This window comes from Aquabacterium sp. A7-Y, from assembly GCF_026153205.1.
In the GTDB taxonomy this organism is placed as follows: Bacteria; Pseudomonadota; Gammaproteobacteria; order Burkholderiales; family Burkholderiaceae_C; genus Caldimonas.
This window is the reverse complement of the sequence record NZ_JAPFBW010000013.1, coordinates 121,355-144,325: the sequence shown is the minus strand read 5'-3', so window position 1 is coordinate 144,325 and position 22,971 is coordinate 121,355. Positions and strand designations below refer to the sequence as shown.

18 protein-coding genes and 1 pseudogene are annotated in these 22,971 nt (G+C 67.9%); 9 read left to right on the top strand and 10 right to left on the bottom strand.

The window, feature by feature from the left end; all coding sequences use genetic code 11:
• The first annotated feature begins 239 nt into the window (after nucleotides 1-239).
• Entirely contained in the window at nucleotides 240-3,884 is a 3,645-nt protein-coding gene (locus OOT46_RS14005) for a hydantoinase B/oxoprolinase family protein (protein WP_416136192.1), read from the top strand.
• Nucleotides 3,885-3,929: 45 nt separating this feature from the next.
• Here OOT46_RS14005 and OOT46_RS14000 read toward each other — a convergent pair whose 3' ends face one another.
• A complete protein-coding gene (locus OOT46_RS14000; RefSeq protein ID WP_265404225.1) occupies nucleotides 3,930-4,364 on the bottom strand; it encodes a hypothetical protein in 435 nt (144 codons plus the stop codon).
• Nucleotides 4,365-4,505: 141 nt separating this feature from the next.
• Nucleotides 4,506-4,919: a hypothetical protein gene (locus tag OOT46_RS13995; protein WP_265404224.1), complete on the bottom strand. Its 414-nt coding sequence runs from the start codon at nucleotides 4,917-4,919 to the stop codon at nucleotides 4,506-4,508.
• A 307-nt stretch (nucleotides 4,920-5,226) separates the two neighbouring features.
• Here OOT46_RS13995 and OOT46_RS13990 point away from each other — a divergent pair, with 307 nt between their 5' ends.
• Nucleotides 5,227-5,937: an autoinducer binding domain-containing protein gene (locus OOT46_RS13990; RefSeq protein ID WP_265404223.1), complete on the top strand. Its 711-nt coding sequence runs from the start codon at nucleotides 5,227-5,229 to the stop codon at nucleotides 5,935-5,937.
• Nucleotides 5,938-5,998: 61 nt separating this feature from the next.
• Here OOT46_RS13990 and OOT46_RS13985 read toward each other — a convergent pair whose 3' ends face one another.
• The gene (locus tag OOT46_RS13985; protein WP_265404222.1) at nucleotides 5,999-6,400 is read right to left on the bottom strand and encodes a DUF4902 domain-containing protein; all 402 of its coding nucleotides are present in this window, start codon (nucleotides 6,398-6,400) and stop codon (nucleotides 5,999-6,001) included.
• Nucleotides 6,401-6,876: 476 nt separating this feature from the next.
• Between OOT46_RS13985 and OOT46_RS13980 the strand changes: the two genes are divergently transcribed.
• The 3 genes and pseudogenes from OOT46_RS13980 to OOT46_RS13970 form a co-directional block, all read left to right on the top strand.
• The gene (locus OOT46_RS13980) at nucleotides 6,877-7,542 is read left to right on the top strand and encodes an acyl-homoserine-lactone synthase (protein ID WP_322114256.1); all 666 of its coding nucleotides are present in this window, start codon (nucleotides 6,877-6,879) and stop codon (nucleotides 7,540-7,542) included.
• A gap of 78 nt (nucleotides 7,543-7,620) precedes the next feature.
• Nucleotides 7,621-8,778 carry a hypothetical protein gene (locus OOT46_RS13975; protein ID WP_265404221.1) on the top strand — a complete coding sequence of 386 codons (1,158 nt, stop codon included), beginning with the start codon at nucleotides 7,621-7,623 and terminating at the stop codon, nucleotides 8,776-8,778.
• Nucleotides 8,779-9,127: 349 nt separating this feature from the next.
• A pseudogene (locus OOT46_RS13970) lies at nucleotides 9,128-10,402 on the top strand (MATE family efflux transporter); the annotation flags it as partial.
• 132 nt (nucleotides 10,403-10,534) lie between these two features.
• Here OOT46_RS13970 and rodA read toward each other — a convergent pair.
• From rodA to OOT46_RS13945, 5 genes are all read right to left on the bottom strand, one after another.
• Nucleotides 10,535-11,692 (bottom strand): rod shape-determining protein RodA, encoded by a 1,158-nt coding sequence (gene rodA / locus OOT46_RS13965; protein WP_265404220.1) that lies wholly within the window; start codon nucleotides 11,690-11,692, stop codon nucleotides 10,535-10,537.
• Nucleotides 11,689-13,926, bottom strand: coding sequence for a penicillin-binding protein 2 (mrdA, locus tag OOT46_RS13960; RefSeq protein ID WP_265404219.1), 2,238 nt, complete (start codon nucleotides 13,924-13,926; stop codon nucleotides 11,689-11,691). The genes rodA and mrdA overlap by 4 nt, the downstream gene beginning before the upstream one ends.
• 39 nt (nucleotides 13,927-13,965) lie before the next feature.
• A complete protein-coding gene (gene mreD, locus OOT46_RS13955) occupies nucleotides 13,966-14,481 on the bottom strand; it encodes a rod shape-determining protein MreD (RefSeq protein WP_265404218.1) in 516 nt (171 codons plus the stop codon).
• Nucleotides 14,478-15,398, bottom strand: coding sequence for a rod shape-determining protein MreC (gene mreC, locus OOT46_RS13950; protein ID WP_265404217.1), 921 nt, complete (start codon nucleotides 15,396-15,398; stop codon nucleotides 14,478-14,480). The genes mreD and mreC overlap by 4 nt, the downstream gene beginning before the upstream one ends.
• A 153-nt stretch (nucleotides 15,399-15,551) precedes the next feature.
• Entirely contained in the window at nucleotides 15,552-16,595 is a 1,044-nt protein-coding gene (locus tag OOT46_RS13945; protein ID WP_251777342.1) for a rod shape-determining protein, read from the bottom strand.
• Nucleotides 16,596-16,867: 272 nt separating this feature from the next.
• On the opposite strand from OOT46_RS13945, the gene gatC reads away from it, so the two are divergent.
• From gatC to gatB, 3 genes are read left to right on the top strand one after another with little or no spacing between them, the layout of a single operon-like run.
• Entirely contained in the window at nucleotides 16,868-17,167 is a 300-nt protein-coding gene (gatC, locus tag OOT46_RS13940) for an Asp-tRNA(Asn)/Glu-tRNA(Gln) amidotransferase subunit GatC (RefSeq protein ID WP_265404216.1), read from the top strand.
• 8 nt (nucleotides 17,168-17,175) lie between these two features.
• On the top strand, nucleotides 17,176-18,657 hold the full coding sequence (gene gatA / locus OOT46_RS13935; RefSeq protein ID WP_265404215.1) for an Asp-tRNA(Asn)/Glu-tRNA(Gln) amidotransferase subunit GatA: 1,482 nt from the start codon (nucleotides 17,176-17,178) through the stop codon (nucleotides 18,655-18,657).
• A 1-nt stretch (nucleotide 18,658) separates the two neighbouring features.
• Entirely contained in the window at nucleotides 18,659-20,119 is a 1,461-nt protein-coding gene (gene gatB, locus OOT46_RS13930; protein WP_265404214.1) for an Asp-tRNA(Asn)/Glu-tRNA(Gln) amidotransferase subunit GatB, read from the top strand.
• Between the two features lie 135 nt (nucleotides 20,120-20,254).
• Here the strand turns inward: gatB and OOT46_RS13925 are convergent, their stop codons facing one another.
• Both OOT46_RS13925 and pyrE read right to left on the bottom strand, forming a co-directional pair.
• The gene (locus OOT46_RS13925) at nucleotides 20,255-20,950 is read right to left on the bottom strand and encodes a DUF4124 domain-containing protein (protein ID WP_265404213.1); all 696 of its coding nucleotides are present in this window, start codon (nucleotides 20,948-20,950) and stop codon (nucleotides 20,255-20,257) included.
• A 136-nt stretch (nucleotides 20,951-21,086) separates the two neighbouring features.
• A complete protein-coding gene (gene pyrE / locus OOT46_RS13920; protein ID WP_265404263.1) occupies nucleotides 21,087-21,761 on the bottom strand; it encodes an orotate phosphoribosyltransferase in 675 nt (224 codons plus the stop codon).
• Nucleotides 21,762-22,166: 405 nt separating this feature from the next.
• Here pyrE and OOT46_RS13915 point away from each other — a divergent pair, with 405 nt between their 5' ends.
• The gene (locus OOT46_RS13915) at nucleotides 22,167-22,970 is read left to right on the top strand and encodes an ABC transporter permease (protein ID WP_265404212.1); all 804 of its coding nucleotides are present in this window, start codon (nucleotides 22,167-22,169) and stop codon (nucleotides 22,968-22,970) included.
• Nucleotide 22,971: the final 1 nt, after the last annotated feature.

Genomic DNA, 22,971 nt, shown 5'->3' with positions numbered 1-22,971 from the left:
GCCCGGGCGATGCCGGCCCGGCGGCTCTGCCCGGCGTCGCGAAGGCCGGCCCCGCGGGGGCTGGCCTTGTCCATCCAGGCGCCGAGAAGTCCGCTAGAGTCCGAGGCATTCCAAGCGGCCCGCGATCGTGCGCCGCATGGCGGCCGCCGGGCTGTGCGAGCTGCAACTCGGCCGCGCCGACGTGTTGCCGGGCCACGCGGCGACGCGGGCCCGGCGGATCCTCCGAGCAAGGACCTGTGATGATGACTGCAAGGCCACGCTGGCAATTCTGGATCGACCGCGGCGGCACCTTCACCGACATCGTCGGCCGCCGGCCCGACGGCGGCATCGTGACCGCCAAGCTGCTGTCGGACCAGCCCGAGCAGTACCGCGACGCCGCGGTGGCCGGGATGCGCCGCTTGCTGGGGCTGGGGCCGGAGGAGCCGATCCCGCCCGAGCAGGTCGAATGCGTGAAGATGGGCACCACCGTCGCGACCAACGCGCTGCTCGAACGCAAGGGCGAGCGCACGCTGCTGGTGACCACACGCGGTTTCCGCGATGCGCTGCGCATCGCCTATCAGAACCGGCCGCGGCTGTTCGACCGCCATATCGTGCTGCCGGAGCTGCTCTACGAGCGGGTCATCGAGGCCGACGAACGTTATGGCGCGCACGGCGAGGAGGTCGAGGCCCTGGCCGGCTCCCCTTTGCGCCGCGCCCTCGAGCAGGCCTATGAAGACGGCCTGCGGGCCTGCGCGATCGTGTTCCTGCACGGCTATCGCTACACCGAACACGAGCGCCTGGCGGCGCAGCTGGCCCGTCATGCCGGCTTCACCCAGGTGTCGGTTTCGCACGAGGTGAGCCCGCTGATGAAGTTCGTCTCGCGCGGGGACACCACCGTCGTCGATGCCTATCTCTCGCCCATCCTGCGCCGTTACGTCGAGCAGGTGGCCGACGAGATGCCGGGCGTGCCGCTGTATTTCATGCAGTCCTCGGGTGGTCTGACCTTGGCCGACCGCTTCCACGGCAAGGACGCCATCCTCAGCGGCCCGGCCGGCGGTATCGTCGGCATGGCGCGCACCGCGGCGGCGGCCGGTCACGAGCGGGTGATCGGCTTCGACATGGGCGGCACCTCGACCGATGTCTCCCACTATGCCGGCGAATTCGAGCGCAGCTTCGAGACCCAGGTGGCGGGCGTGCGCATGCGCGCGCCGATGATGAACATCCACACCGTCGCGGCCGGTGGCGGCTCGGTCCTGAGCTTCGACGGCGCCCGCCTGCGGGTGGGCCCGGAGTCGGCCGGCGCCCAGCCGGGGCCGGCCGCCTACCGTCGCGGCGGGCCGCTGACGACCACCGATGCCAACGTGATGCTGGGTCGCATCCAGCCCGACTGGTTCCCTCGGGTGTTCGGCGAGACCGGCGACCAGCCGCTCGACCGGGAGGTGGTGTCGCAGCGCTTCGAGGCACTGGCTCGCGAGGTGGGCGAGGCGACCGGGCGGCCGATTGGCCCCGACGCGCTGGCCGAAGGTTTCCTGCAGATCGCGGTGACCCACATGGCCAACGCCGTGAAGAAGATCTCGGTGGCGCGCGGCCATGACGTCACCGGCTACACCTTGCAGTGTTTCGGCGGTGCCGGTGGGCAGCACGCCTGCCTGGTGGCCGACGCGCTGGGCATGACGCGGGTTTTCGTGCATCCGATGGCGGGCGTGTTGTCGGCCTATGGCATGGGCCTCGCCGACCAGATCGTGATGCGCGAGGCCGCCGTCGAACAGCGCCTGGATCCGGCCGGGCTGGACAGCGCCGGGCAGGCCCTCGAGCGCATCGGATCGGAGGCGCGACGGGAGCTCGCGAGCCAGGGCCATGCGACGGCCGAGGTTCAGGTGGTGCAGCGCCTGCATCTGCGCTACGAGGGCACCGACACCGCGCTGCTGGTCCCCTTCGGCGAGGAGGCGGAGGTGCGCGCGGCCTTCGAAGCCGCGTACACGCAGCGTTTTGCTTTCCTGATGCCGGGGCGGCCCCTGGTCGTCGAATCGGTCTCGGTGGAGGCGGTCGCCGCCGGCATGGCCGTCCAACCAACGCCGCAGCCGGCCGCGCCGCACACTCCGGCAGCCGATGCCCGCGTGCGCCTGCATGCCGACGGCCGCTGGCACGACGCCGGGCTTTACGTGCGCGAGACGCTGACGCGCGGCGCCCGCATCCACGGGCCGGCGGTGATCGCCGAACGCAACGCGACCACGGTGGTCGAGCCGGGCTGGCAGGCCACCGTGATGCCGCTCGACCACCTCGAGCTGGTGCGCGTCGCGGCCCGTCCCGAGCGCCATGCCGTGGGCACCGAGGTGGACCCGGTGATGCTGGAGGTGTTCAACAAGCTGTTCATGAACATCGCCGAGCAGATGGGCCTGCGGCTGCAGAACACGGCGCACTCCGTCAATATCAAGGAGCGGCTGGACTTCTCCTGCGCGGTGTTCGACCAGCAGGGTCAGCTGATCGCCAACGCGCCGCACATGCCGGTGCACCTGGGCTCGATGAGCGAGTCGATCAAGACGGTGATCGCGCGCAATCCGGCCATGGCGCCGGGCGATGTGTTTGTGCTCAACGATCCCTATCACGGTGGCACGCACCTGCCGGACGTGACGGTGGTGACGCCGGTCTGGAGCGAGGGTGGCAACGAGGTGCTGTTCTACGTTGCCTCGCGCGGGCATCATGCCGACATCGGCGGTATCACACCGGGGTCGATGCCGCCGTTCTCGCGCCACATCGATGAGGAAGGCGTGCTGCTCGACAACATCCGGCTGGTGAGCGGCGGCCGGCTGATGGAAGACGAGTTGCTCGACCTGCTCACGCGTGGGCCATACCCGGCGCGCAACCCGCGCCAGAATCTGGCCGACCTGCGGGCGCAGGTGGCGGCCAATGAAAAGGGCGCGCGTGAACTGCGCGCCATGGTGACGCGCTACGGGCTGGACACCGTGCAGGCCTACATGCGACACGTCCAGGACAACGCCGAAGAGAGCGTGCGCATCGCGATTTCGCGGCTCGATCCGGCGCTGGCGCGAGGCGGTCGCTTCACGGTCGAGCTGGACAACGGCGCGCGCATCGAGGTGTCCGTGCACATCGACGCGGCGGCGCGTTCCGCGCGGATCGATTTCACCGGCACGTCGGCTCAGCTGCCCGACAACTTCAATGCGCCAAGGGCGGTGACGATGGCGGCCGTGCTCTACGTGTTCCGCACCCTGGTCGACGACGACATCCCCCTCAATGCCGGCTGCCTCAAGCCTCTCGACATCCGCGTGCCCGAGGGCTGCATGTTGAACCCCCGGCCCCCGGCGGCCGTGGTGGCGGGCAACGTGGAGGTCTCGACCTGCGTCACCAACGCCCTGTACGGCGCGCTGGGCGTGCTGGCGGGCAGCCAGCCGACGATGAACAACTTCACCTTCGGCAACGAGCGCTACCAGTACTACGAGACCATCTCGGGCGGATCCGGGGCAGGCCTGCATGTCGGCATGCCAGGCGAGACGCCCCAAGGTTTCGACGGCACCTCGATGGTCCAGACCCACATGACCAACTCGCGGCTTACCGACCCGGAGGTGCTGGAGTTCCGCTATCCGGTGCGCCTGGAGCGCTACGAGATCCGCACGGGCTCGGGAGGCGCGGGGCGCTGGCGGGGCGGAGACGGGGGCACGCGGGTGGTGCGTTTCCTTGAACCGATGACCGCCTCCATCCTGTCCAACGGCCGCCGCCACCCGGCCTTCGGCCTGGCCGGTGGCGCGCCGGGGCAGCCCGGCCGCAACCAGGTCATGCGCGCGGACGGGGCGGTGCAGACCCTGCAGCACATCGGCTCGGTGGAGATGGCCGCGGGCGACTGCTTCCTCATCGAGACGCCGGGGGGAGGGGGATATGGAGTCCTGTGACGCAGGACGGGCGGCTCTGCGGCACCCACCGGGCCTGCTGTGCGCTTACCGTTGCGAGTCGGTTTCGAGCAGATCCTTGCAGTCGTCGCAAGCGAACAGCCAGCGACGATCGGCGCAGCGGACCCAGCCGGTGGCTCCGGCGTCCACGGACCAGTCGCAGGTTTGCCCCTGGTACTTCAGCGTGCCGAGCACTCGGCAAGGCGCGATGTCGTAGTTGTCGTGCAGCGTTCGAGAGTCCACTTCGCGGGCACGACGGAAGAAGGCTCCCGCGCGAGCGTGATCGAGGTTGACGTCCGAGGCACGACATCGGCGGGCCGGCTCGGATGATTCGAAGTCCTTGACGAAGACCTCTTCAAACAGCGGCGACGGCAAGGCCACCGAGTGGGTGCATGCGCTGAGAAATGCGCAGGTCGCAAGGATGAGCGCTCTCATTTCCAGACGGCCGAAGCGGCCTCTCCCGGATGGCCCGTTCGACGACATTTGCGCCTCCTCGAGCACGGTTGTTCTGCCCGCTGGCAGCGCGCGAAGCTTAAGCGTTGGAAAGAAGGCGGCAAGGGCAAGGCCGACCCATGGCCTTCCCGCAAGGCCGCACGTTGTCGCGAACCTTCTTGTCCGACCGTTTTACTGGCGCAGAAACGTCCCCACGACCTGCTGGAGCCGTTCGGGGTCGGCCGACTCCAGCCGCCTGAGGGCCAGCCGCGCTGCATCGGCCAGCGCTTCGCGGCGGCTGTCCTTGAGGCGCTGGATCTCCTTCCAGAGCGCGAGCAGCTCCTCATGCCGCTGCTTCGCCTGTTCATTGGGCCAGCTAGCCTGCTCGGCCAGCGCGAGCACGACGTCCATCAACAGGCCGAGTTGCCGGCCGTAGGAGGCGTGCTCGAAAATCTCCTTCTCCAGCCGCCCGACGCCGGCGCCCGGCGGGATGGCGTTGAAGAACCAGTCCGTGTCGGGCGCGATGTCCTGAACGACATCGCCGCTGAACGGCCAGCGCACGCTGGTGGGTGCACACAACCAGAACCAGGGCAACCAGGGCAGCATGAATTTCCTCCCGTCCCCTGCGCCCTGCAGGCGCCGCGCAGAGGGCGTGCAGGGGCGAGGGTCAAGCTGCCATATACCACCTTCCGGGGCGCAGTGCACGGTTTGGCTTGCACATTCCAGGGGTCGCCTAACCCCCCTTTGCTACGCTTGCATACATGTTGTCTGCGGCCGCACCGCGAATAATGCGGGCGGGGAGTTTCGTGCGAACAGCGCGCATGTGGCTGTATATGCACGTTGCTTGAAATATCGACGGGAGTGTTTGCCTCCCGCACATCGGCGCGGCGAGTTGCTGCGTTTAGGAGGATCCATGAAAGCCTGGCAGGAGGAAGACATCCACTCCCTGCTCACGACCGGGACGGAGGGGGAGCTGTTCGCACGGCTCACATCGGCGGTGCGTGATCTCGGTTTCGATTTCTGCGCTTACGGCATGCGCATGCCCCTGCCGTTGTCCAATCCGCGCATCGCGATGTTCAACAACTATCCGGTGGCCTGGCAGGAGCGCTACCAGGAGCGCGGCTACGTCGCGGTCGACCCGACGGTGCACCACGGGATGCGATCGTCGTCGCCGCTGATCTGGTCGGACAGCGTGTTCTCGACCAGCCGTGAGCTGTGGGAGGAGGCCCGCTCCTTCGGCCTCAGGGTGGGCTGGGCAATGGCCTACCGCGATCCCAGCGGCATCCGCAGCCTGATGACCTTTGCTCGAACCAGCGGGGAAATCACTCCGACCGAGCTCAAATCCAACCTATCGAAGATGTATTGGCTGGCGCAGGTGGGACATCAAGGCATGAGCGACCGCGTGGCTGCCCGCCTCATGCCCGAGTTCGAGATCCGGCTCAGTGAGCGTGAGACCGAGGTGCTGCGCTGGACGGCGGACGGCAAGACCTCGAACGAGGTGGCCGACATCCTCAACATCTCCGAGCGCACCGTCAACTTCCACATCAGCAATGCGATGGGGAAGCTGGGCGCGAGCAACAAGACGGCGGCCGCCATCCGGGCCGCCGTGCTCGGGTTCCTCTAGGACGCAGACAGGCCGCTGTCCGCTGTTCGCGAAGCGAAAGAGGCTCATGCTCGTATCCGGTTCATCCGTACCTTCGCATACCGAGCGCGGCTGCCACGGTGGCTTCCCAGTCCAGCAGCTGAAGGCGTTTGTTGAGCAGGTGCATCGTGATGCTGACGCCAAGGTCGGCTTGTTCGTCGTCGACCAGCATCACGTTGCTGCGCACGCTGGCCACCGCCAACTGCGGCAACCCGGTCTCGACGTCCAGCCGCCAGTCCCATCCCAGCGAGATCGACGGCTCCTCGCGACTGACCCACTCGGTATAGCCGCTGATGAAGCCGGTCACCTCACCACAGCGTGGCGGCGGGTCGTATTCGAGGTCGAGGCCCGAGAAAAGGTGCACCAGGCTGGCCTCCCGCAGGGCGGACCAGTTGAGGCGCAGGTAGCCGTCCTCGGGCGACCCACGGGGCAAGGCAGACAGCATCAGCGCCAATGCGGCGGGCAGGTCAGGAAAGTCCGGCAAGAAGGCTCGCGCATGATCGTCGCCGACCGCGTCGATGCTGCGCTCCGGCCAGGCGGACCGCCACGTGTCAGCAGCGGGCGGGGCACCGACGTGAGACGCCCGATGTCGCCCGTGGCCGGAACGGCGGCCCGAACGGAAAGTCCTCGTCATGGAAACTCGACTGGAATAGTGAGGGCCGACCAGCGCTGGGCGCCTGTCCCCTTGTGTTCTCTGGGCAAGGAGCCTGGATCCTATGGGTGCGGCGTGGGGCTGAGTAGTGTCGATGTTGTCAGGCGCCTGGGGTCGGCAGGACAAAAGCGCTTTCTGAACTGATGAGCGGTCGCGAAACCGGATTGAAACACTTGTGATGAATCTGTCAGTCCTGACAGTTGCTCCGGGTGGGGGCGTGAACTGAAATCTGGCGCTCCTGAAAATTACCTTGCTGGAGGAGGATCCCTGTGGAGATCATTTGCGGAACCGGCACGAGTCTCTCGCCCAGCATGCTGAGCGCGCTCGCTGCCTATCGGTACCGGGTGTTCGTCGAGACCCTCGGGTGGGATCTCGCTGTGCAAGGGCGTGCGGAGACCGACGAATTCGACGGTCCGGACACCTCCTATGTGATCGCCCGCAACGCACAGGAGCGCATTTGTGGCTGCGCGCGCCTGTTGCCGACAACGGGCTCCTACCTGCTCGCCAAGGTCTTCCCGCAATTGCTGCGGGAAGCGCCGCCGGCAGGCGCGGAAATCTGGGAGCTGTCGCGCTTCGCGGCGATGGACTGCGCCGCGCCTTTCCGCCTGTCGCAGATCCTCGACGTCAGGGTGGCCGAGCAGATCCTGGCGGCCTCGCTCGAATGCGCGGCCCGGCACGGCGTGAAGCGCTTCATCACGGTGTCGCCGCTCGGGGTGGAGCGGCTGCTGCGTCGCGCCGGGGTGCATGCCCATCGGGCCGGGCCGCCGGTGCTGTTCGAGGGGCGGCCGCTGTTCGCCTGCTGGATCGAGGCCGACAAGCATTCCATCCAGGCGCTGCGACAGGGCGTGGCGGGCAAGGCGCCGCAGGGCGCCGGCCACGTGCGCCACCGCATGCAACTGATGGCGCCGCCCGGCGCGCGCACGCTGTCGGCCTGAGCCAAACAACGGCGTCATCCGACGGTCTCCCACGCTTCAAGTTTCGTCGCGGGGCCCCCGCGCAGTTGTTGACTCGCAGTGCAAGCTTCCGCTGTCCCGTCCTCCACCCCGCCCGGGCGGCAGCTGCCGCCCGCCATCGGCTGCGCCGTCCGCAGGGAGGTCGCGCCCGAGCCTCGCGGGGTCTATTTCGACACCGCTCTGGGCTTGTGGGTGGCGTCCGGCTCTCAACTCGTTGCTGAAGTCCTCGCCCATCCTGCCTGCCGGGCGTGCGAAGCCGCACGGCTGGTGTCGGCCTTGTGTGCCGCTGCTTGCTTTCCGGCCAACCCGGCAGGGGCCGCCGCGGCGGCCTGCCCCGGCCGGCTGGAAGGGCTGGTCGCGGCCCTGCTGGAAGGTGTGCTGCCGGCACAAGTGCGTGAGCTGGCACGGGATTGCGCGGCCACGTCACTGAAAGCCGCTGGCGGCGCCCTACAGGGTGGCGCGCTGACGCTCTACTGCCAGGCCGTGCCGGCGCATGTGCTGGGGCGGGTGCTCGGAGCCCAGAGCTGCGACCTGCAGCGCCTGAGCCACTGGGCGGTGAGTCGGCTGCCTTGCTCATCGCCGCAGGCCTCGGAAGACCAGCACCTGCAAGGTCGCCGGGCGGCGCAGGAACTGGTGGCCTACATGGCGGCGCTGATGGACACGCCGCCGGGCGGCGTGCCCGGGCACGAGGTGCTGACGCGTCTGAAAGCCCTGTCGCTGCGCCGGCGCGACCTGCCGGTGACGCAGGTGCTGGCCCGGCTCGCCCTGCTCTTCTATCAGGTGCACGAGGCCAGCAGCGAGCTGATCGCCGCTACTTTGCTGGCCCTGCATCTCCACCCCGAATTGGCCTCGCTCGCGAAGGCCGAGCCGGTTCTTCTGCCACTGCTGGTGCGCGAGGTCCTGCGCCAGAGCCCGCCGCTGCGCCAGGCGATGCGCCTGATGGCCGAGGACATGGTGCTGGCAGGTGAACGTGTGGCGGCGGGCGACACGGTCCTGCTGTTGCTGGCCGCAACCCGTCGGCCCTGCACCGGCACGCGGGGTTTCCAACTCGACCGGAAAAGCGCCAAGGTGTTCACCTTCGGCGCCCAGCCCTTCGCCTCACCAGGCCAGATGATGGCCGAGACCATTGCTGCCGAGGCGGTGCGCGCGCTGCTTCGAGCAGGCTTGGACCTCGGCCGCCTGGGTTACGGGACCGGCCCGTGGCCAACGGCGACCTGACATCCAGGCAGATGCCACAACGAGCGTCGGCGTTCCGCAATACCCTTTATGGGGGATAGACGTCTGTGGCGCTACGGCAACTCGGCACGGCATCGCGGAGAGGCTGCACTCCCTAGAACTAGGGGGGCATTGGGACAGGTACTCCCACGCCGCGCCGCACACCGAGAGCCGGAAGAAGTCCGCGCGTCAGTGAAGTAATTAGTCTTCTAGTCAAACTAACACATCGCATCCGGAATAACGAGAGGAACGAGGCGGTTACGTCGCCACAATCGATCGCATCGAGGCCTGCGTGCCCGACGGTCCCTGCTCCTGGTCCGGCCTCTCCTGCTTCTCCTCCTTGCCTCGCCGTATGACCTCCCTATCCGCCGCTCCCGCGGCAAGCGTTCGCGGCCCCGTGCAGGCCGTGCCGCGGCCGGCTCTCTTCACGCTCACCTGGCCGCTGTTCACCGAGCTGCTGCTCGGCATGGCGGTCGGGCTCTGCGGCTTGTGGATGGCCTCACGCATCTCCGATGCGGCCTCGGGAGCCTTTGCCCTCGTCAATCACCTGCACGCCGCGTTTTTCATCCTGTTCCGCGTGGTGAGCATGGGCGTCAGCGTCGTCATCACGCAGAACCTCGGCGCCGGCAATCGTGCTGCCGCGGACGAGACGGCGCGTGCCTCGCTGGCCGCGACCAGCTGGATGGGCTGGATCGCGGCAGCCGTGGTCGCGCTGTCGGCGCCGCTGCTGCTGCAATGGATGAACGCGCCGGACAGCGTGCTGCCGCTGGCGGTGCCCTTCCTCACGATGGCCGCGGCGGCCCTCGCGCTGGACGCCTACAACGCGGCCATGGCGTCGGTGATGCGGGCCCACCTGCACGCCCGCGACACGCTCTACAACATGCTGGCCATGCACAGCCTGCACCTGCTGCTGTCGGTGCCGCTGATGTCCGGCTGGGGGCCGCTGCCGCCGCTGGGCCTGGTCGGCTACGCCCTGGCGATGACGATCAGTCGCGCCTTCGGGCTGGCCTTCCACCTGTGGCTGTGGCGCGTGCGGCTGCAGCTGGTGCCGAGCGGGCGCGACTGGCGCGTGGTGCACTGGCCGCGGCTGGCTCCGGTGCTGCACATCGGGCTGCCGGGTGCGGCGGAAAACATCGCCTACCGGCTGGCGTTGATGGTCAGCATCGCGGTGGTCGCTCGCATGGGCGCCGCCGAACTGGCCACCCACAGCTACACGATGCAGGTGATGTACTTCATCCTGCTTTCTGGCCTGGCGATCGGTTTCGCGAGCGAGATCCTGGTGGGCCACCTCGTCGGTGCCGGGCAGTTGCACGACGCGCACCGCCTGGTCCGCAAGAGCCTGCACCTCGGCCTGTTGGCATCGACCGGCATCGCGCTGGTCGCTGCGCTCACGGCGCCCTGGTACCTGGGTCTGTTCACGAAGGATCCGAAGATCCTCGCGACAGCCACCCAGCTGCTCTGGATCACCGTGCTGCTGGAACCGGGCCGCACCTTCAACCTGGTCGTGATCAACGCCTTGCGTGCCGCCGGCGATGTGCGCTTCCCGGTCCTGGCCGGTGCGGCATCGATGGCGGTCGTGCTGGCGGGCGGGTCCTGGTTCCTCGGCGTCCACCTGGAGCTGGGCCTGGTCGGGGTCTGGATCGCTTATGCCGCCGACGAGTGGGTACGCGGCCTGACGATGGCCGCGCGCTGGTACCGGCGCGGCTGGGTGCCGCATGCGCGCGCCACCCACCGCCGCGTGCTGCGCAAGCGGCTGCAGCTAGGAGTGCATCATCCGCCGGCTCTTGGCGATGGACATCAGGATGCCGACGCCCATTCCCAGGGTCACCATGGCGGTGCCGCCGTAGCTGATGAAGGGCAGCGGCACGCCCACCACCGGCAATACGCCGCTGACCATGCCCATGTTGACGAATGAGTAGGTGAAAAAGGCCAGCGAGAAGGCGCCCGCCAGCAGGCGCGCGAACAGCGTCGGCGCTTCGCCGGCGATCATCAGCCCGCGGAAGATGAGGAAGGTGAAGCCCAGCAGCAGCAGGACGTTGCCCACCAGCCCGAACTCTTCCGAATAGGCGGCGAAGATGAAGTCGGTGGTGCGTTCGGGGATGAACTCCAGGTGGGTCTGGGTGCCCTTCATGAAGCCCTTGCCGTGCAGGCCGCCCGAGCCGATCGCGATCATGCCCTGCAAGGTGTGGAAGCCTTTGCCCAGCGGGTCCTTGGTAGGGTCGAGCAGGGTGCAGACGCGGCCCTTCTGGTAGCCGTGCAGCACCGGCCACTCGACCTCGGGCTGGCAGATCCTGTCTTCGGAGACGACCAGCGCCGTGATCGCGATGGCCGCACCGCTGAGCACCGGGATGATGAGCTTCCACGACAGCCCGGCAAAAAAGATCACATAGAGTCCGCCCGACAGCACCAGCAGCGCCGTGCCCAGGTCGGGCTGCTTCATGATCAGCCCCACCGGCACCGCGAGGATCATCAGGCCGACCAGGAAGTCCGGCAGGCGCAACTGGCCTTCGCGGCGCTGGAACCACCATGCCAGCATCAGCGGCACCGCGATCTTGAGCAGTTCGCTCGGCTGGATCACGGTGACGCCGATATTCAGCCAGCGTGTCGCGCCCTTGCGGGTGATGCCGGCGAACTCGACCCCCAGCAGCAGCAGCACCCCGACGATGTAGAGCGGCACCGCGATGGCCATCAGCCGCTGTGGCGGGATCTGCGCGATGACGAACACCACCGCCAGCGCGATCAGCATGTTGCGGCCGTGGTCCACGAAGCGGGTGCCGTGGTCGAAGCCCGCCGAATACATGATCAGCAGGCCGGCCCCGCACAGCAGCAGCACCGCCAGTGCCAGCCAGCCGTCGAAGCCGAGAAACAGCGGCTTGATGCGCTGCCACAGCGAGGGTTTCTTGAACGCGACGTTCATCGGACCTCCACGGCGGGCTGAGGAGCAGCCTGCGGCTGACGGATGGGTGTCACGCCGGACGGCGCGGCGGGGGCCGGCGCGGGGGCCGGCGACGGTGCCGGACTTGGTGCCGGGGCTGGGGCCGGGGGGGGCGTCGGATGGCCCGGCAGCGGTGCCGGCGGCTTGCCCTGGCCCGCTGCTGCCGGCGCGCTCGCCGGTGCTGTCGCGATCACCGGTACCGCGGCGCCGGCCGGCACCACCGCCGCGGTCGCCGGCGCGGCGGCGCTCGCGCCGGTCGACGGCAGGGCCGCCACCGGGGCCGGCAAGGGCACCTCGGCCGCCACGCGCGGCGCGCCGATGGGCGCGGCGGACTCGCCGCGGCGCGTGGCGGCAATGTCTTCCTCGCTCGGGTAGGTACCGGTCAGCCAGTAGTCCAGCACACGGCGCGCGATCGGGGCGGCCGCCTGGGCGCCGAAGCCGGCGTTTTCGACGATGACTGCCAGCGCGATCTGCGGATCATCCAGTGGCGCGAAGGCGGTGTAGAGCGAGTGGTCGCGCAGGTACTCCGCCAGGCGGGCCGCGTTGTAGCGCTCGTTCTGCCGCACACCGATGGCCTGCGCGGTGCCGGTCTTGCCGCCGCTCTGGTAGGCCGCGCCCATGAACACCCGGGTGGAGGTGCCTTCCTGCGTCACACCGTGCATCGCGCGGCGGATCACCTCGACATGCTCGGGCTTGAGTTCGAGCGGCTCCAGCGGCTCGGTGCCCACGGGGCGGCGCTCGCGCGTGACCACATCGCGGATCTCGCGCACCAGGTGGGGCCGGTGGCGCTCGCCGCCGGAGACCAGGGTGGCAAGCGCATGCGACAGCTGCAGCATCGTGAAGTTGTTGTAGCCCTGGCCAATGCCCAGCGAGATGGTCTCGCCGGCATACCATTTCTGCTGCTCGGGACGCTTGTAGGCGCGCCGCTTCCACGAGGTGGACGGCAGCACACCGCGCACCTCGCCGTCGATGTCGATGCCGGTGATCTGGCCGAGGCCGAAGGGGGCGAGCTGGTCGTGCATCAGGTCCACGCCCATCTCGTTGGCCAACGAGTAGTAGTAGACATTGCTCGACTTCACGATGGAGCGGTGCATGTCCACCATGCCCAGGCCGCCGTCACCGTGGCTGCGGAAGCGGTGGTTGCCGAACAGGAACACGCCCCCGTCGTGGATCGCCTCGTGGGCGGCGCGCTTGCCGCTGTTGAGTGCGGCGATCGCCATGAAGGGCTTGAAGGTCGAACCCGGCGGGTAAGTGCCGCGCAGCGCGCGGTTGAGCAAGGGTTTGTCGATCGACTCGTTGAGAGCCTTCCAGTTCTCGACGTCGATGCCTTCGACAAAAAGGTTGGGGTCGAAGGTGGGTTTGCTGACGAAGGCCAGCACCTCGCCGGTTTTCGGATCGATCGCGACCAGCGCACCGCGCCGGGTGCCGAACAGCTGCTCGACCAGTGCCTGCAGCTTGATGTCGATCGACAGCATCACGGTGTTGCCCGGTGTGGCCGGGCTGGAGCGCACCCGGCGCACCGCGCGGCCGCCAGCACTGGTCTCGACCTCCTCGAAGCCGGTGATGCCGTGCAGCTCGCGTTCGTAGCTCTGCTCGATGCCCAGCTTGCCGATGTAGTCGGTGCCGCGGTAGTTGGCAGCGTCCTCGGACTCGTCGATCTTGAGCTTCTCGGCCTGGTTGATGCGGCCGATGTAGCCGATCACGTGGGCGCCGACGTCGCCCAGCGGGTAGTTGCGGAACAGCCGCGCCTTGATGTCCACCCCCGGGAAGCGGTAGCGTTGGACCGCGAAGCGGGCCACTTCCTCATCGCTCAGCCGGGTGCGCAGCGGCAGCGATTCGAAGCTCTTGGACTCCTCCATCAGCCGCTTGAAACGGCGCCGGTCGTGGGCCGAGACATTGACCACGCTGCTCAGCGCGTCGATGGTGGCGTCCAGGTCCTCGATCTTGGAGGGCGTCAGCTCCAGCGTGTAGGCTGAGTAGTTGTTGGCCAGCACCACGCCGTTGCGGTCGAGGATGAGGCCGCGGTTGGGCACGATGGGAACCACCGAGATGCGGTTGTTCTCGGCCCGGGTCGAGAGCTCGTCGTAGCGCAGCACCTGCAGGTAGGCCAGCCGGGCGAAAACCAGCCCGAAACACAGCAGCACCATCGCGCCGGCAAACAGCAGCCTCGCGCGAAAGCGCGACAGCTCGAGCTCGACGTTTTTCAGTTCGGTCACGGGACGCTCGGCCCTTCAGCCTGAAAAGAAGCCTGAAAACTACAGAGGCCGGTTCTGGTCCGGGTCGGGCGGACGCCGCTGGGGCGCCAGCAGCATCCAGGTGGCCACCGGCCACAGCAGCGCTTCGAACGCCGGCGCCAGCAGCAGTTCCCAGCCCGGGAAAACGCCGCCGGCCAGGAGGCGAATAATTACCGAAACCGCGTGCGCCGCGAAGAACAGCGGCACGATCTGCACCGCCTGCGAGAGCACCGGGAACCAGAGCAGCCGGCGGTGGATGGTGATCGCGAAAAAGCTCAGCAGCGTGTAGGCCAAGGCATGCTGGCCGAGCAGCGCCGCCTCGTGGACGTCGATCATCACGCCGAAGGTGAAGGCGGTGCCCACACCGACACGGCGCGGCTGGTGCACGTTCCAGAACACCAGGGTGAGCGCCAGCAGGTCGGGCATCGCCGTGGTCTTGCCCAGCGGCACCAGGTTGACCAGGAAGGCGAACAACAGGGAAAACCAGATGAAGACCGGGTTCACCGGCAGCAGCAGCTGGTCGCCACGGGGCATCATCGCCGTTCTCCCGGTTTCTTCTGCACCGGCGCCGCCGGCTCGACCGGCTCGGGGCGTGCCGGCTGCTGCTCGCCGATGGGCTGCAGCACCAGCACATGGCGCGCGCTGGCCGGCGAGCTGACCGGCTGCAGCGCGATCTTCGCGAAGGCCGAGTCGGCCCGGCGGTCGACCTTGAACACCTTCGCGACAGCCAGTCCCGGCGGGTAGACGCCGTCGACGCCCGAGGTGCTGAGCAGGTCACCCTCCTGCACATCGGCGTTGGTCGCCATGAAACGCAGCTCCATCGCGTCGTTGGCGGCGTCGCCGTAGGCCACGCCGCGTGCCATCGTGCGGGTGTTGAGGATGGGCACGACGGCGTCCTTGTCGGTCAGCAGCGTGACCTCGGCGGTGAGCGGGTAGACCCGGGTCACCTGGCCCAGCACGCCCGTCTCATCGATCACCGGCGAGCCGCGCGCCACGCCGTGGGTGCTGCCGACGTCGACCACCACCTTGCGGCTGAACGGATCGGGCGCGTCGTAGAGCACTTCGGCGGCGCGGGTGCGCGCGGCTATCGCGGGGCGCAGCCCGAGCAGCGCGCGCAGGCGGGCGTTCTCCTGCTCCAGCAGCTCGACGCGCGCGATCCGCTGCGCCTGCACCGACAGCTGGCGCTGCGCTGCTTCCTCCTTGGTGAGCGCCTCGTTGAGGCCGCTCAGGTAGTCGCCGCCGGTGCGCAGGAAGTCCACCGGCACGAGCAGCGAGCGCTGCACCGGATGCAGCACGGTGGCCACGACGGCACGCAGCGGCTGCGTCAGGTTCAACCGCGTGTCCGCGACCATCAGGAAAAAGGCGAGGGCAGAGAAGAACATCAGCCGCGTCAGTGCCGATGGCCCCTGCTTGAAGAAGGGCGGAGGGGTGCGATCGATCGTGCCGAGTGGCATGGCAGCTCAGAGCGCGCGGCGGTCAGCAGGACCGCCGGATGGAGGAATGGCTGGCAGGCGCCGGAGCCCCGACGACACGGGGCCCGCGCGGGCGGGCGCGACAGCCTCGACAACGTCAAGCATACGGCGCTCGAGTGTCCTGCGGCTGTCGGATCACTCCGACGTGAAGATGGCGCCCAGGCGCTCCATGCGCTCCAGCGCCATGCCGCAGCCGCGCACGACGCAAGTCAGCGGGTCTTCCGCCACCAGGACCGGCAGGCCGGTTTCCTCCGCCAGCAGGCGGTCGAGGTCGCGCAGCAGCGCCCCGCCGCCGGTCAGCATCATGCCGCGCTCGGCGATGTCGGCGCCCAGTTCGGGCGGGGTCTGCTCCAGCGCGTTCTTGACGCTGGAGACGATCTGGTTGAGCGGGTCGGTCAGTGCTTCGAGGATCTCGTTGCTGGAGATCGTGAAGCTGCGCGGCACGCCTTCCGAAAGGTTGCGGCCCTTGACTTCCATCTCCTTGACTTCCGAGCCGGGGAAGGCGGAGCCAATTTCCTTCTTGATCGCCTCGGCCGTCGGCTCGCCGATCAGCATGCCGTAGTTGCGGCGGATGTAGTTGATGATGGCCTCATCGAACTTGTCGCCGCCGACGCGCACGCTGCCCTTGTAGACCATGCCGCCCAGCGAGATGACGCCCACCTCGGTGGTGCCGCCGCCGATGTCGACCACCATCGAGCCGGAGGCTTCGGAGACCGGCAGCCCGGCGCCGATGGCGGCGGCCATCGGTTCCTCGATCAGGTAGACCTCGGAGGCGCCGGCGCCGAGCGCGGATTCGCGGATCGCGCGACGCTCGACCTGCGTGGAGCCGCAGGGCACGCAGATGATGATCCGCGGGCTGGGCTTGAGCACCGAGCGCGGATGGACCATCTTGATGAACTGCTTGAGCATCTGCTCGGTGACCGTGAAGTCGGCGATGACGCCGTCCTTCATCGGGCGGATGGCCTCGATGTTGCCCGGCACCTTGCCGAGCATGGCCTTGGCCTCCGCGCCCACCGCCTGGATGGTCTTCTTGCCGTTGGGACCGCCTTCGTGGCGGATGGCGACCACCGACGGCTCGTCCAGCACGATGCCCTTGCCGCGCACGTAGATCAGCGTGTTCGCGGTACCCAGGTCGATAGCGAGGTCCGTCGAGAAGTAGCGACGAATGGATTCGAACATGTTCTTTCACGGGTCCGCCCCGGCTGTGAGCAACTGGCATTGGAGCCGGGCGGACGAAGGATTTTTCGGGTTATCACCGGGACCGCCAAAGGACGCATCCGAGGCGGCCTTTTGCGCGCTTTTCAGCACGAAACCGGCACTGTTCGCGCGCGACGGACGCCTTGGCGACCCTGGCAGCTGAGCGATCAGGCCGGCTGTGGATAACGCGCGATAATACCCGATCCCACCCGCGCCGATCCTCGCGGGAACCAGGCAAAAACGAACTAATTTACATGGCCCTGACTTCAGACGACGTCAGCCGCATCGCCCTCCTCGCCCGGCTCGAACTCAGCGGCGAGGAGCAGGCGGCAATGCTGCACCAGCTCAATGACTTTTTCAGCATCGTCGAACGCATGCGCGCGGTCGACACGACCGGGGTGGAGCCGCTCTACACGCCGCTGTCGGCGGTGCAAGACGTGGCCCTGCGACTGCGCGAGGACGTGGTGACCGAGAGCAACCGGCGCGAGGACAACCAGCGCAGCGCTCCGGCGATCGAGGACGGCCTCTTCCTTGTTCCCAAGGTCATCGAGTGAGGGCCGGCATGGATCTGCACCGCATGACTGTGGCGGAGCTCGGCCGCCAGCTTGAGGCGAAAGCCGTGTCGAGCACCGAGTTGACGAAGCATCTGCTTGCACGCGTTGCTGCCCATGAACAGTTGGGGGCTTTCCTCTGCACGGATACCGATGTCGCGATGCGCCAGGCCCAGGCCGCCGACGCCCGCCGCGCCCGTGGCGAGAGCGGGCCGCTGCTGGGTGTGCCGCTGGCGCACAAGGACATCTTCGTCACGTCCGATTTCCCCAGCACGGCGGCCTCGAAGATGCTCGAAGGCTACCGGAGCCCCTTCAACGCCACCGTGGTCGAGAAGCTCGCGGCAGCCGGCACGGTGGCCTTGGGCAAGCTCAACTGCGACGAGTTCGCGATGGGCGGCAGCAACGAAAACTCGGCCTATGGCGTGGCCCGCAACCCCTGGGACACGAGCCGCATCACCGGCGGCTCCTCGGGCGGCTCGGCCGCGGCGGTGGCGGCCGGCCTGGTGCCCGCCGCCACCGGCACCGACACTGGCGGCTCGGTGCGCCAGCCGGCCTCGCTGTGCAATGTGACGGGCATCAAGCCGACCTACGGCCGCTGCTCGCGCTACGGCATGATCGCCTTCGCCTCCAGCCTGGACCAGGCGGGTCCGCTGGCGCGCAGTGCCGAGGACTGCGCGCTGCTGCTGGCCGCGATGAGCGGCTTCGACGAGCGCGACGCCACCTCGGCCGAGCGCCCGGCCGAGGACTATGCCGCCGCGCTGCGCACGCCGCGCGCGGGGGCCGACGCGGCCCGGCCGCTGCAGGGCTTGCGCATCGGCCTGCCCAAGGAATTTTTCGGCGGAGGCGTCGCGCCGGACGTCGCGAAGGCCGTGCGCGCGGCGCTGGCCGAGTACGAAAAGCTCGGCGCCCGGCTGGTGGACGTGTCGCTGCCGCGGACCGAGCTGGCGATCCCGGTCTACTACATCATCGCCCCGGCCGAGGCCAGCTCCAACCTGAGCCGCTTCGACGGGGTGCGCTACGGGCACCGTGCCAAGCACTACAAAGACCTGCTCGACATGTACCGCAAGTCGCGCGCCGAGGGTTTCGGCCCGGAGGTCAAGCGCCGCATCATGATCGGCACCTATGTGCTGAGCCACGGCTACTACGACGCCTACTACCTGCAGGCGCAGAAGCTGCGGCGCATGATCGCCGACGACTTCCAGGCCGCGTTTGCCGATTGCGACCTGATCGCCGGCCCGGTCTCGCCGACCGTGGCCTGGCCGATCGGCGGCAAGACCGACCCGCTGGCCAACTACCTGGCCGACATCTTCACCTTGCCCGCCAGCCTGGCCGGCCTGCCCGGCATGAGCGTGCCGGCCGGCTTCGGCGAAGGCGGCTTGCCGGTCGGCCTGCAGCTGATCGGCAACTATTGGAAGGAAGGCGAACTGCTGCATGCGGCCCACGCCTTCCAGCAGGCGACCGACTGGCACCTCCGCACGCCGGAGGGCTACTGATATGAGCACGACCCGAACCAGCCTCCTGGTGCGCGGCTACGAGGTGGTGATCGGCCTCGAGACCCACGCCCAGCTGTCGACCCAGTCCAAGATCTTCTCGGGTGCGAGCACTCGCTTCGGTGCCGAGCCGAACACGCAGGCCAGCCCGGTGGATCTGGCGTTGCCCGGCACGCTGCCGGTGATGAACCGGGCGGCCGTCGAGCGCGCCATCCGCTTCGGCCTGGCGGTCGGCGCGACGGTGGCACCGCTGTCGATCTTCGCCCGCAAGAACTACTTCTATCCCGACCTGCCCAAGGGCTACCAGATCAGCCAGTACGAGATCCCGGTGGTCCAGGGCGGGCAGATCGAGTTTTATGTCGGAGAGCAGCGCCACGGCGTGCGCCTGACCCGGGCCCACCTCGAGGAGGACGCCGGCAAGTCGCTGCACGAGGACTACCACGGCCAGACCGGCATCGATCTGAACCGCGCCGGCACGCCGCTGCTGGAGATCGTCTCCGAGCCCGACATGCGCAGCAGCCTCGAGGCGACCGAGTACGCCAAGGCGCTGCACGCCCTGGTGGTGTGGCTGGGCATCTGCGACGGCAACATGCAGGAAGGCTCGTTCCGTTGCGATGCCAACGTTTCGGTGCGCAAGCCGGGTGGGCCGCTGGGCACCCGGCGCGAGATCAAGAACCTCAACAGCTTCCGCTTCCTGCAGCAGGCCATCGACGCCGAGATCCACTGGCAGATCGACCAGATCGAGGACGGCGGCAAGATTCAGCAGGCGACCGTGCTGTTCGACCCCGACAGCGGCGAGACACGGGCCATGCGCACCAAGGAAGACGCGCATGATTACCGCTATTTCCCCGACCCCGACCTGCCGCCGCTGGTGATCGCGCCGGAGTGGGTGGAGCGCGTGAAGGCCGAGATGCCCGAGTTGCCCCGGGTGATGGCCGAGCGTTTCCAGCGCGACTACGGCCTGCCGGCCTACGACGCGACGATGATGACCCAGAGCAAGGACTTCGGCGCCTTCTTCGAACAGGCCGCCCAGGCCTGCGGCGCGCCCAAGCTGGCGGCGAACTGGTTGATGGGCGAGGTGTCGCGCCGGCTCAACGCCGAGGGGCGGGAGCTGGCAGACAGCCCGGTGGACGCGGCGACCCTGGCCGCGATGATCCGCCGCATCGCCGACGGCACCATCTCGAACAACGGCGCCAAGCAGGTGTTCGAGGCGCTCTGGACCGGCGAAGGCCGAGAGGTCGACGCGATCATCGAGGCCAAGGGCCTGAAGCAGATGTCCGACACCGGCGCGCTGGAAGCCATCCTCGACGAGGTGCTGGCCAACAACGCCAAGTCGGTGGAGGAATACCGCGCCGGCAAGGAGAAGGCCTTCAACGCGCTGGTGGGCCAGGCCATGAAGGCGACCAAGGGCAAGGCCAACCCGGCGCAGGTGAACGAGCTGCTGAAAAAGAAGCTGGGCGGCTGAGGCGGCGCCCGGCAAAGCCCGGGCGACGGTCGCACGCTGCGGCGGCCAGCCTCCTGTCCGGCTTTTTTCTATCTATCTATCTATATAGATAGTAGATAGAGGACCTTGGGCCGGCCGGGAGCTCCCGCTCGCGGGCTACCGGGAGCGGGGCGCCACCTTCTCGTCGGGAGATGCGGGGACGCTGCCCGGGGCAGCGCCGGCCCACAGGCGGCGAAGCCGCTCCAGTTCCTGGTCAAAGATGAGGTTGATGCGCTGCAGCTCGGACTGCTGGTTCTGGATCAGCGTCTTGTGGGCATCGACCGCCACATCGACGAACTCCATCGATTGCTTCAGCTTGGCCGGCAAGGTCTTGCCCTTGTAGAACTCGGCTTCGGCCTGCAGCGGCGTGCGTTCCTTCTCGAGTTCGGCGATGCGCCGCTCCGAGTTCTTAATGGACTGCCGCACGTCGTCGAGCGCCGCCTCGCGCGCGGCCCGGTGTTCGGCATCGCTCGGATAACGCGTGAGCAGCAGGCGGTCGCGGCGGACCGCCTCCTGGTGGGCCATCCGCTCCTGGGCGCGGCGCCGCTCCTTGGCTTCCAGCTCGGCGCGCTCTTCGGCGGTCAGGCTGGGTGGCAGCACGCTGCGGGTCGAGCCGTCGCGGTTCATCACGCGTTGCTCGCGGTCCAGGCATTCGATGATGGGGCGGTCGGAGGTGAGCCGGCGCCCCTTGGCGTCGGTGCAGGTGTAGATGCCTTGCGCCAGCGCCGGCATGCAGAGGAGGGCCAGCGAAACGCTAGCCAGCCCGGCGGCTGCAGCGCTGTGCAGGCGAAAGCGGACGACGGGCCGCCTCATGAGCGGCCGGCTTCCCGGAGGTCGCGGTGGCACGGGCGGGCGGGGCTGGCTGTCTTCATGTCCTGCTCGGCGCCAGGAGAGGGGTCGGCATGTTTTGGGGTACTCCGCAGCGGCAGGCGACCGTCGAGCCGGGGAGCTACACCCCGTAGCGGTCGCGGTAGGCCGCGACGCTTGCGAAATGTGTGCCCAGCTGCGGATCGGCGTTCGATTGCAGATACTGGAGCAAGTCTGTGAGGGTGGCAATCGAGCAAACGCGTAGGCCCAACGCTTGCTCCACCTGCTGCACTGCCGAATATGGCGCATCGTTGCCGTTTTCGGTCGCCTTTTCCTGTCGGTCCAGTGCGATGGCGACGCCACAGGGCGTGGCCCCGGCGGCCTGGATCATCGCGACGGATTCACGCACGGAGGTGCCGGCGGAGATCACGTCGTCGATGATCAGAACCTTTCCCTGCACCGGTGCACCGACCAGGGTGCCACCTTCGCCGTGGTCCTTGGCTTCCTTGCGGTTGTAGGCGTAGGGCACGTTCTTGCCGAGCCGGGCCAGCTCGATCGCGACCGCCGCGGCGAGGGTGATGCCTTTGTAGGCGGGGCCGAAGAGCATGTCGAACTCCAGGCCGGCGTCGAGCAGGCGGCGGGCGTAGAACTCCGCCAGTCGGCCCAGCTTGGCGCCGTCGTTGAAGAGGCCGGCGTTGAAGAAGTAGGGCGAGAGACGGCCGGCCTTGGTCTTGAACTCGCCGAAGCGCAGGACGCCGGATTGGACGGAGAACTCGACGAAGGCGGGGGCGAGGGCGTCAGGGGAAGAAGAGGACATGGAAGGAAGCGTGGCAGAAGGCAGGCCGCAGGACGGCGGGTGCGGGTCATGGCAACCGCCGCATCGCGGCATTTTAGGCTCCTGTTGGGGAGGAAACGACCGTGAAAGAGTGGACATCGGAACGGAAAGGCGGTTGTTCTCGGTGCATAACCGGTAGGGACACACATGGCGACACTACAATGTTCAGCTTGGTTCGGGCGCGCCGATGGGCAGTGACCGCTTCCTTGACTTTGCTCCCGAGCCTCCGGAATCCCAAGGACGCTTGGCTGGACTCTCGCCCTGCTCGCTTTGATTCCGATCTGCCTTGAAGCCTGTTGCTGTCTTTTGTCGCGATTGTTCGGGCTCGGCCATGACGAGGCGCACGCCTGCTTGGAGGGGGCGCGGCGTTGGTTTGAAGGGCACCGCGTGAGCGCCATTCCAGACCGCCCGGTAAAACGCACGCCGTGGCAGGTGCAGCGCGCCGTACTTTTCGCGCTGTTTGTTCGGGAGTTGAAGACGCGCTTCGGTGGGCGGTGGCTGGGCGTGTTCTGGGTGCTGTTGGAGCCACTGGCGCATTTGACCATCCTGGTGCTGATCTTCGGCTTCATTCGCCATCGCGTGCTGCCCGGGGTCGAGTTCCCGGTGTTTCTGTTGACCGGCTTGGTGCCGTTTTTCCTGTTCAAGAACCTGACGCTGCGGCTGATGGAATCGATCACCTCCAACCAGGGGCTGTTCGGTTACCGCCAGGTCAAGCCTTTTGATCCGCTCGTTTCGCGCGCCATGCTGGAGGTCAGCCTGTATAGCGTGGTGTACCTCATCATGCTGGGCGTGCTCGGTTGGCTCGGCTTTACGTTCCTGCCGGTGCGGCCCTTGGAATTGCTGGCGATCAGCGTCCTGCTGATCCTGATGGGCGCAAGCCTCGGTTTGTTGTTCGCCGTGACGACGCACGAATTTCCACACGCCCGCTCCTTCGTGCGCATCGTCTTCATGCCCCTGTACCTGATGTCGGGTGTCGTGTTCCCGGTATCGGCGCTGCCCCCCTCCGTGCTCCCTTGGCTGCTGTGGAACCCAGTCCTGCACGCCATCGAAATTTCGCGGGGTTACTTCTTTGCCCAGTACCACGTCATCCCGTCGGTGAGTGGCACCTATGTGGCGGCAATCACCCTGATCGTTCTGGCGCTGGGCATGAGCTTGTATCGTGTCCGCCGGCACAAGCTGCTTGCCAGCTGAG

What these genes read in the sequence shown, in the direction of transcription:
- OOT46_RS13985 (WP_265404222.1), bottom strand. Translation starts at nt 6,400, where the DNA reads ATGCTGTCTGCCTTGCCCCGTGGGTCGCCCGAGGACGGCTACCTGCGC.
- mreD (WP_265404218.1), bottom strand. Translation starts at nt 14,481, where the DNA reads ATGATGCCCCGTGGCGACCAGCTGCTGCTGCCGGTGAACCCGGTCTTC.
- OOT46_RS13925 (WP_265404213.1), bottom strand. Translation starts at nt 20,950, where the DNA reads ATGAGGCGGCCCGTCGTCCGCTTTCGCCTGCACAGCGCTGCAGCCGCC.
- OOT46_RS13990 (WP_265404223.1), top strand. Translation starts at nt 5,227, where the DNA reads ATGAAAGCCTGGCAGGAGGAAGACATCCACTCCCTGCTCACGACCGGG.
- OOT46_RS14000 (WP_265404225.1), bottom strand. Translation starts at nt 4,364, where the DNA reads ATGTCGTCGAACGGGCCATCCGGGAGAGGCCGCTTCGGCCGTCTGGAA.
- rodA (WP_265404220.1), bottom strand. Translation starts at nt 11,692, where the DNA reads ATGAACGTCGCGTTCAAGAAACCCTCGCTGTGGCAGCGCATCAAGCCG.
- pyrE (WP_265404263.1), bottom strand. Translation starts at nt 21,761, where the DNA reads ATGTCCTCTTCTTCCCCTGACGCCCTCGCCCCCGCCTTCGTCGAGTTC.
- OOT46_RS13945 (WP_251777342.1), bottom strand. Translation starts at nt 16,595, where the DNA reads ATGTTCGAATCCATTCGTCGCTACTTCTCGACGGACCTCGCTATCGAC.
- gatC (WP_265404216.1), top strand. Translation starts at nt 16,868, where the DNA reads ATGGCCCTGACTTCAGACGACGTCAGCCGCATCGCCCTCCTCGCCCGG.
- OOT46_RS14005 (WP_416136192.1), top strand. Translation starts at nt 240, where the DNA reads ATGATGACTGCAAGGCCACGCTGGCAATTCTGGATCGACCGCGGCGGC.
- OOT46_RS13995 (WP_265404224.1), bottom strand. Translation starts at nt 4,919, where the DNA reads ATGCTGCCCTGGTTGCCCTGGTTCTGGTTGTGTGCACCCACCAGCGTG.
- gatA (WP_265404215.1), top strand. Translation starts at nt 17,176, where the DNA reads ATGGATCTGCACCGCATGACTGTGGCGGAGCTCGGCCGCCAGCTTGAG.
- gatB (WP_265404214.1), top strand. Translation starts at nt 18,659, where the DNA reads ATGAGCACGACCCGAACCAGCCTCCTGGTGCGCGGCTACGAGGTGGTG.
- mreC (WP_265404217.1), bottom strand. Translation starts at nt 15,398, where the DNA reads ATGCCACTCGGCACGATCGATCGCACCCCTCCGCCCTTCTTCAAGCAG.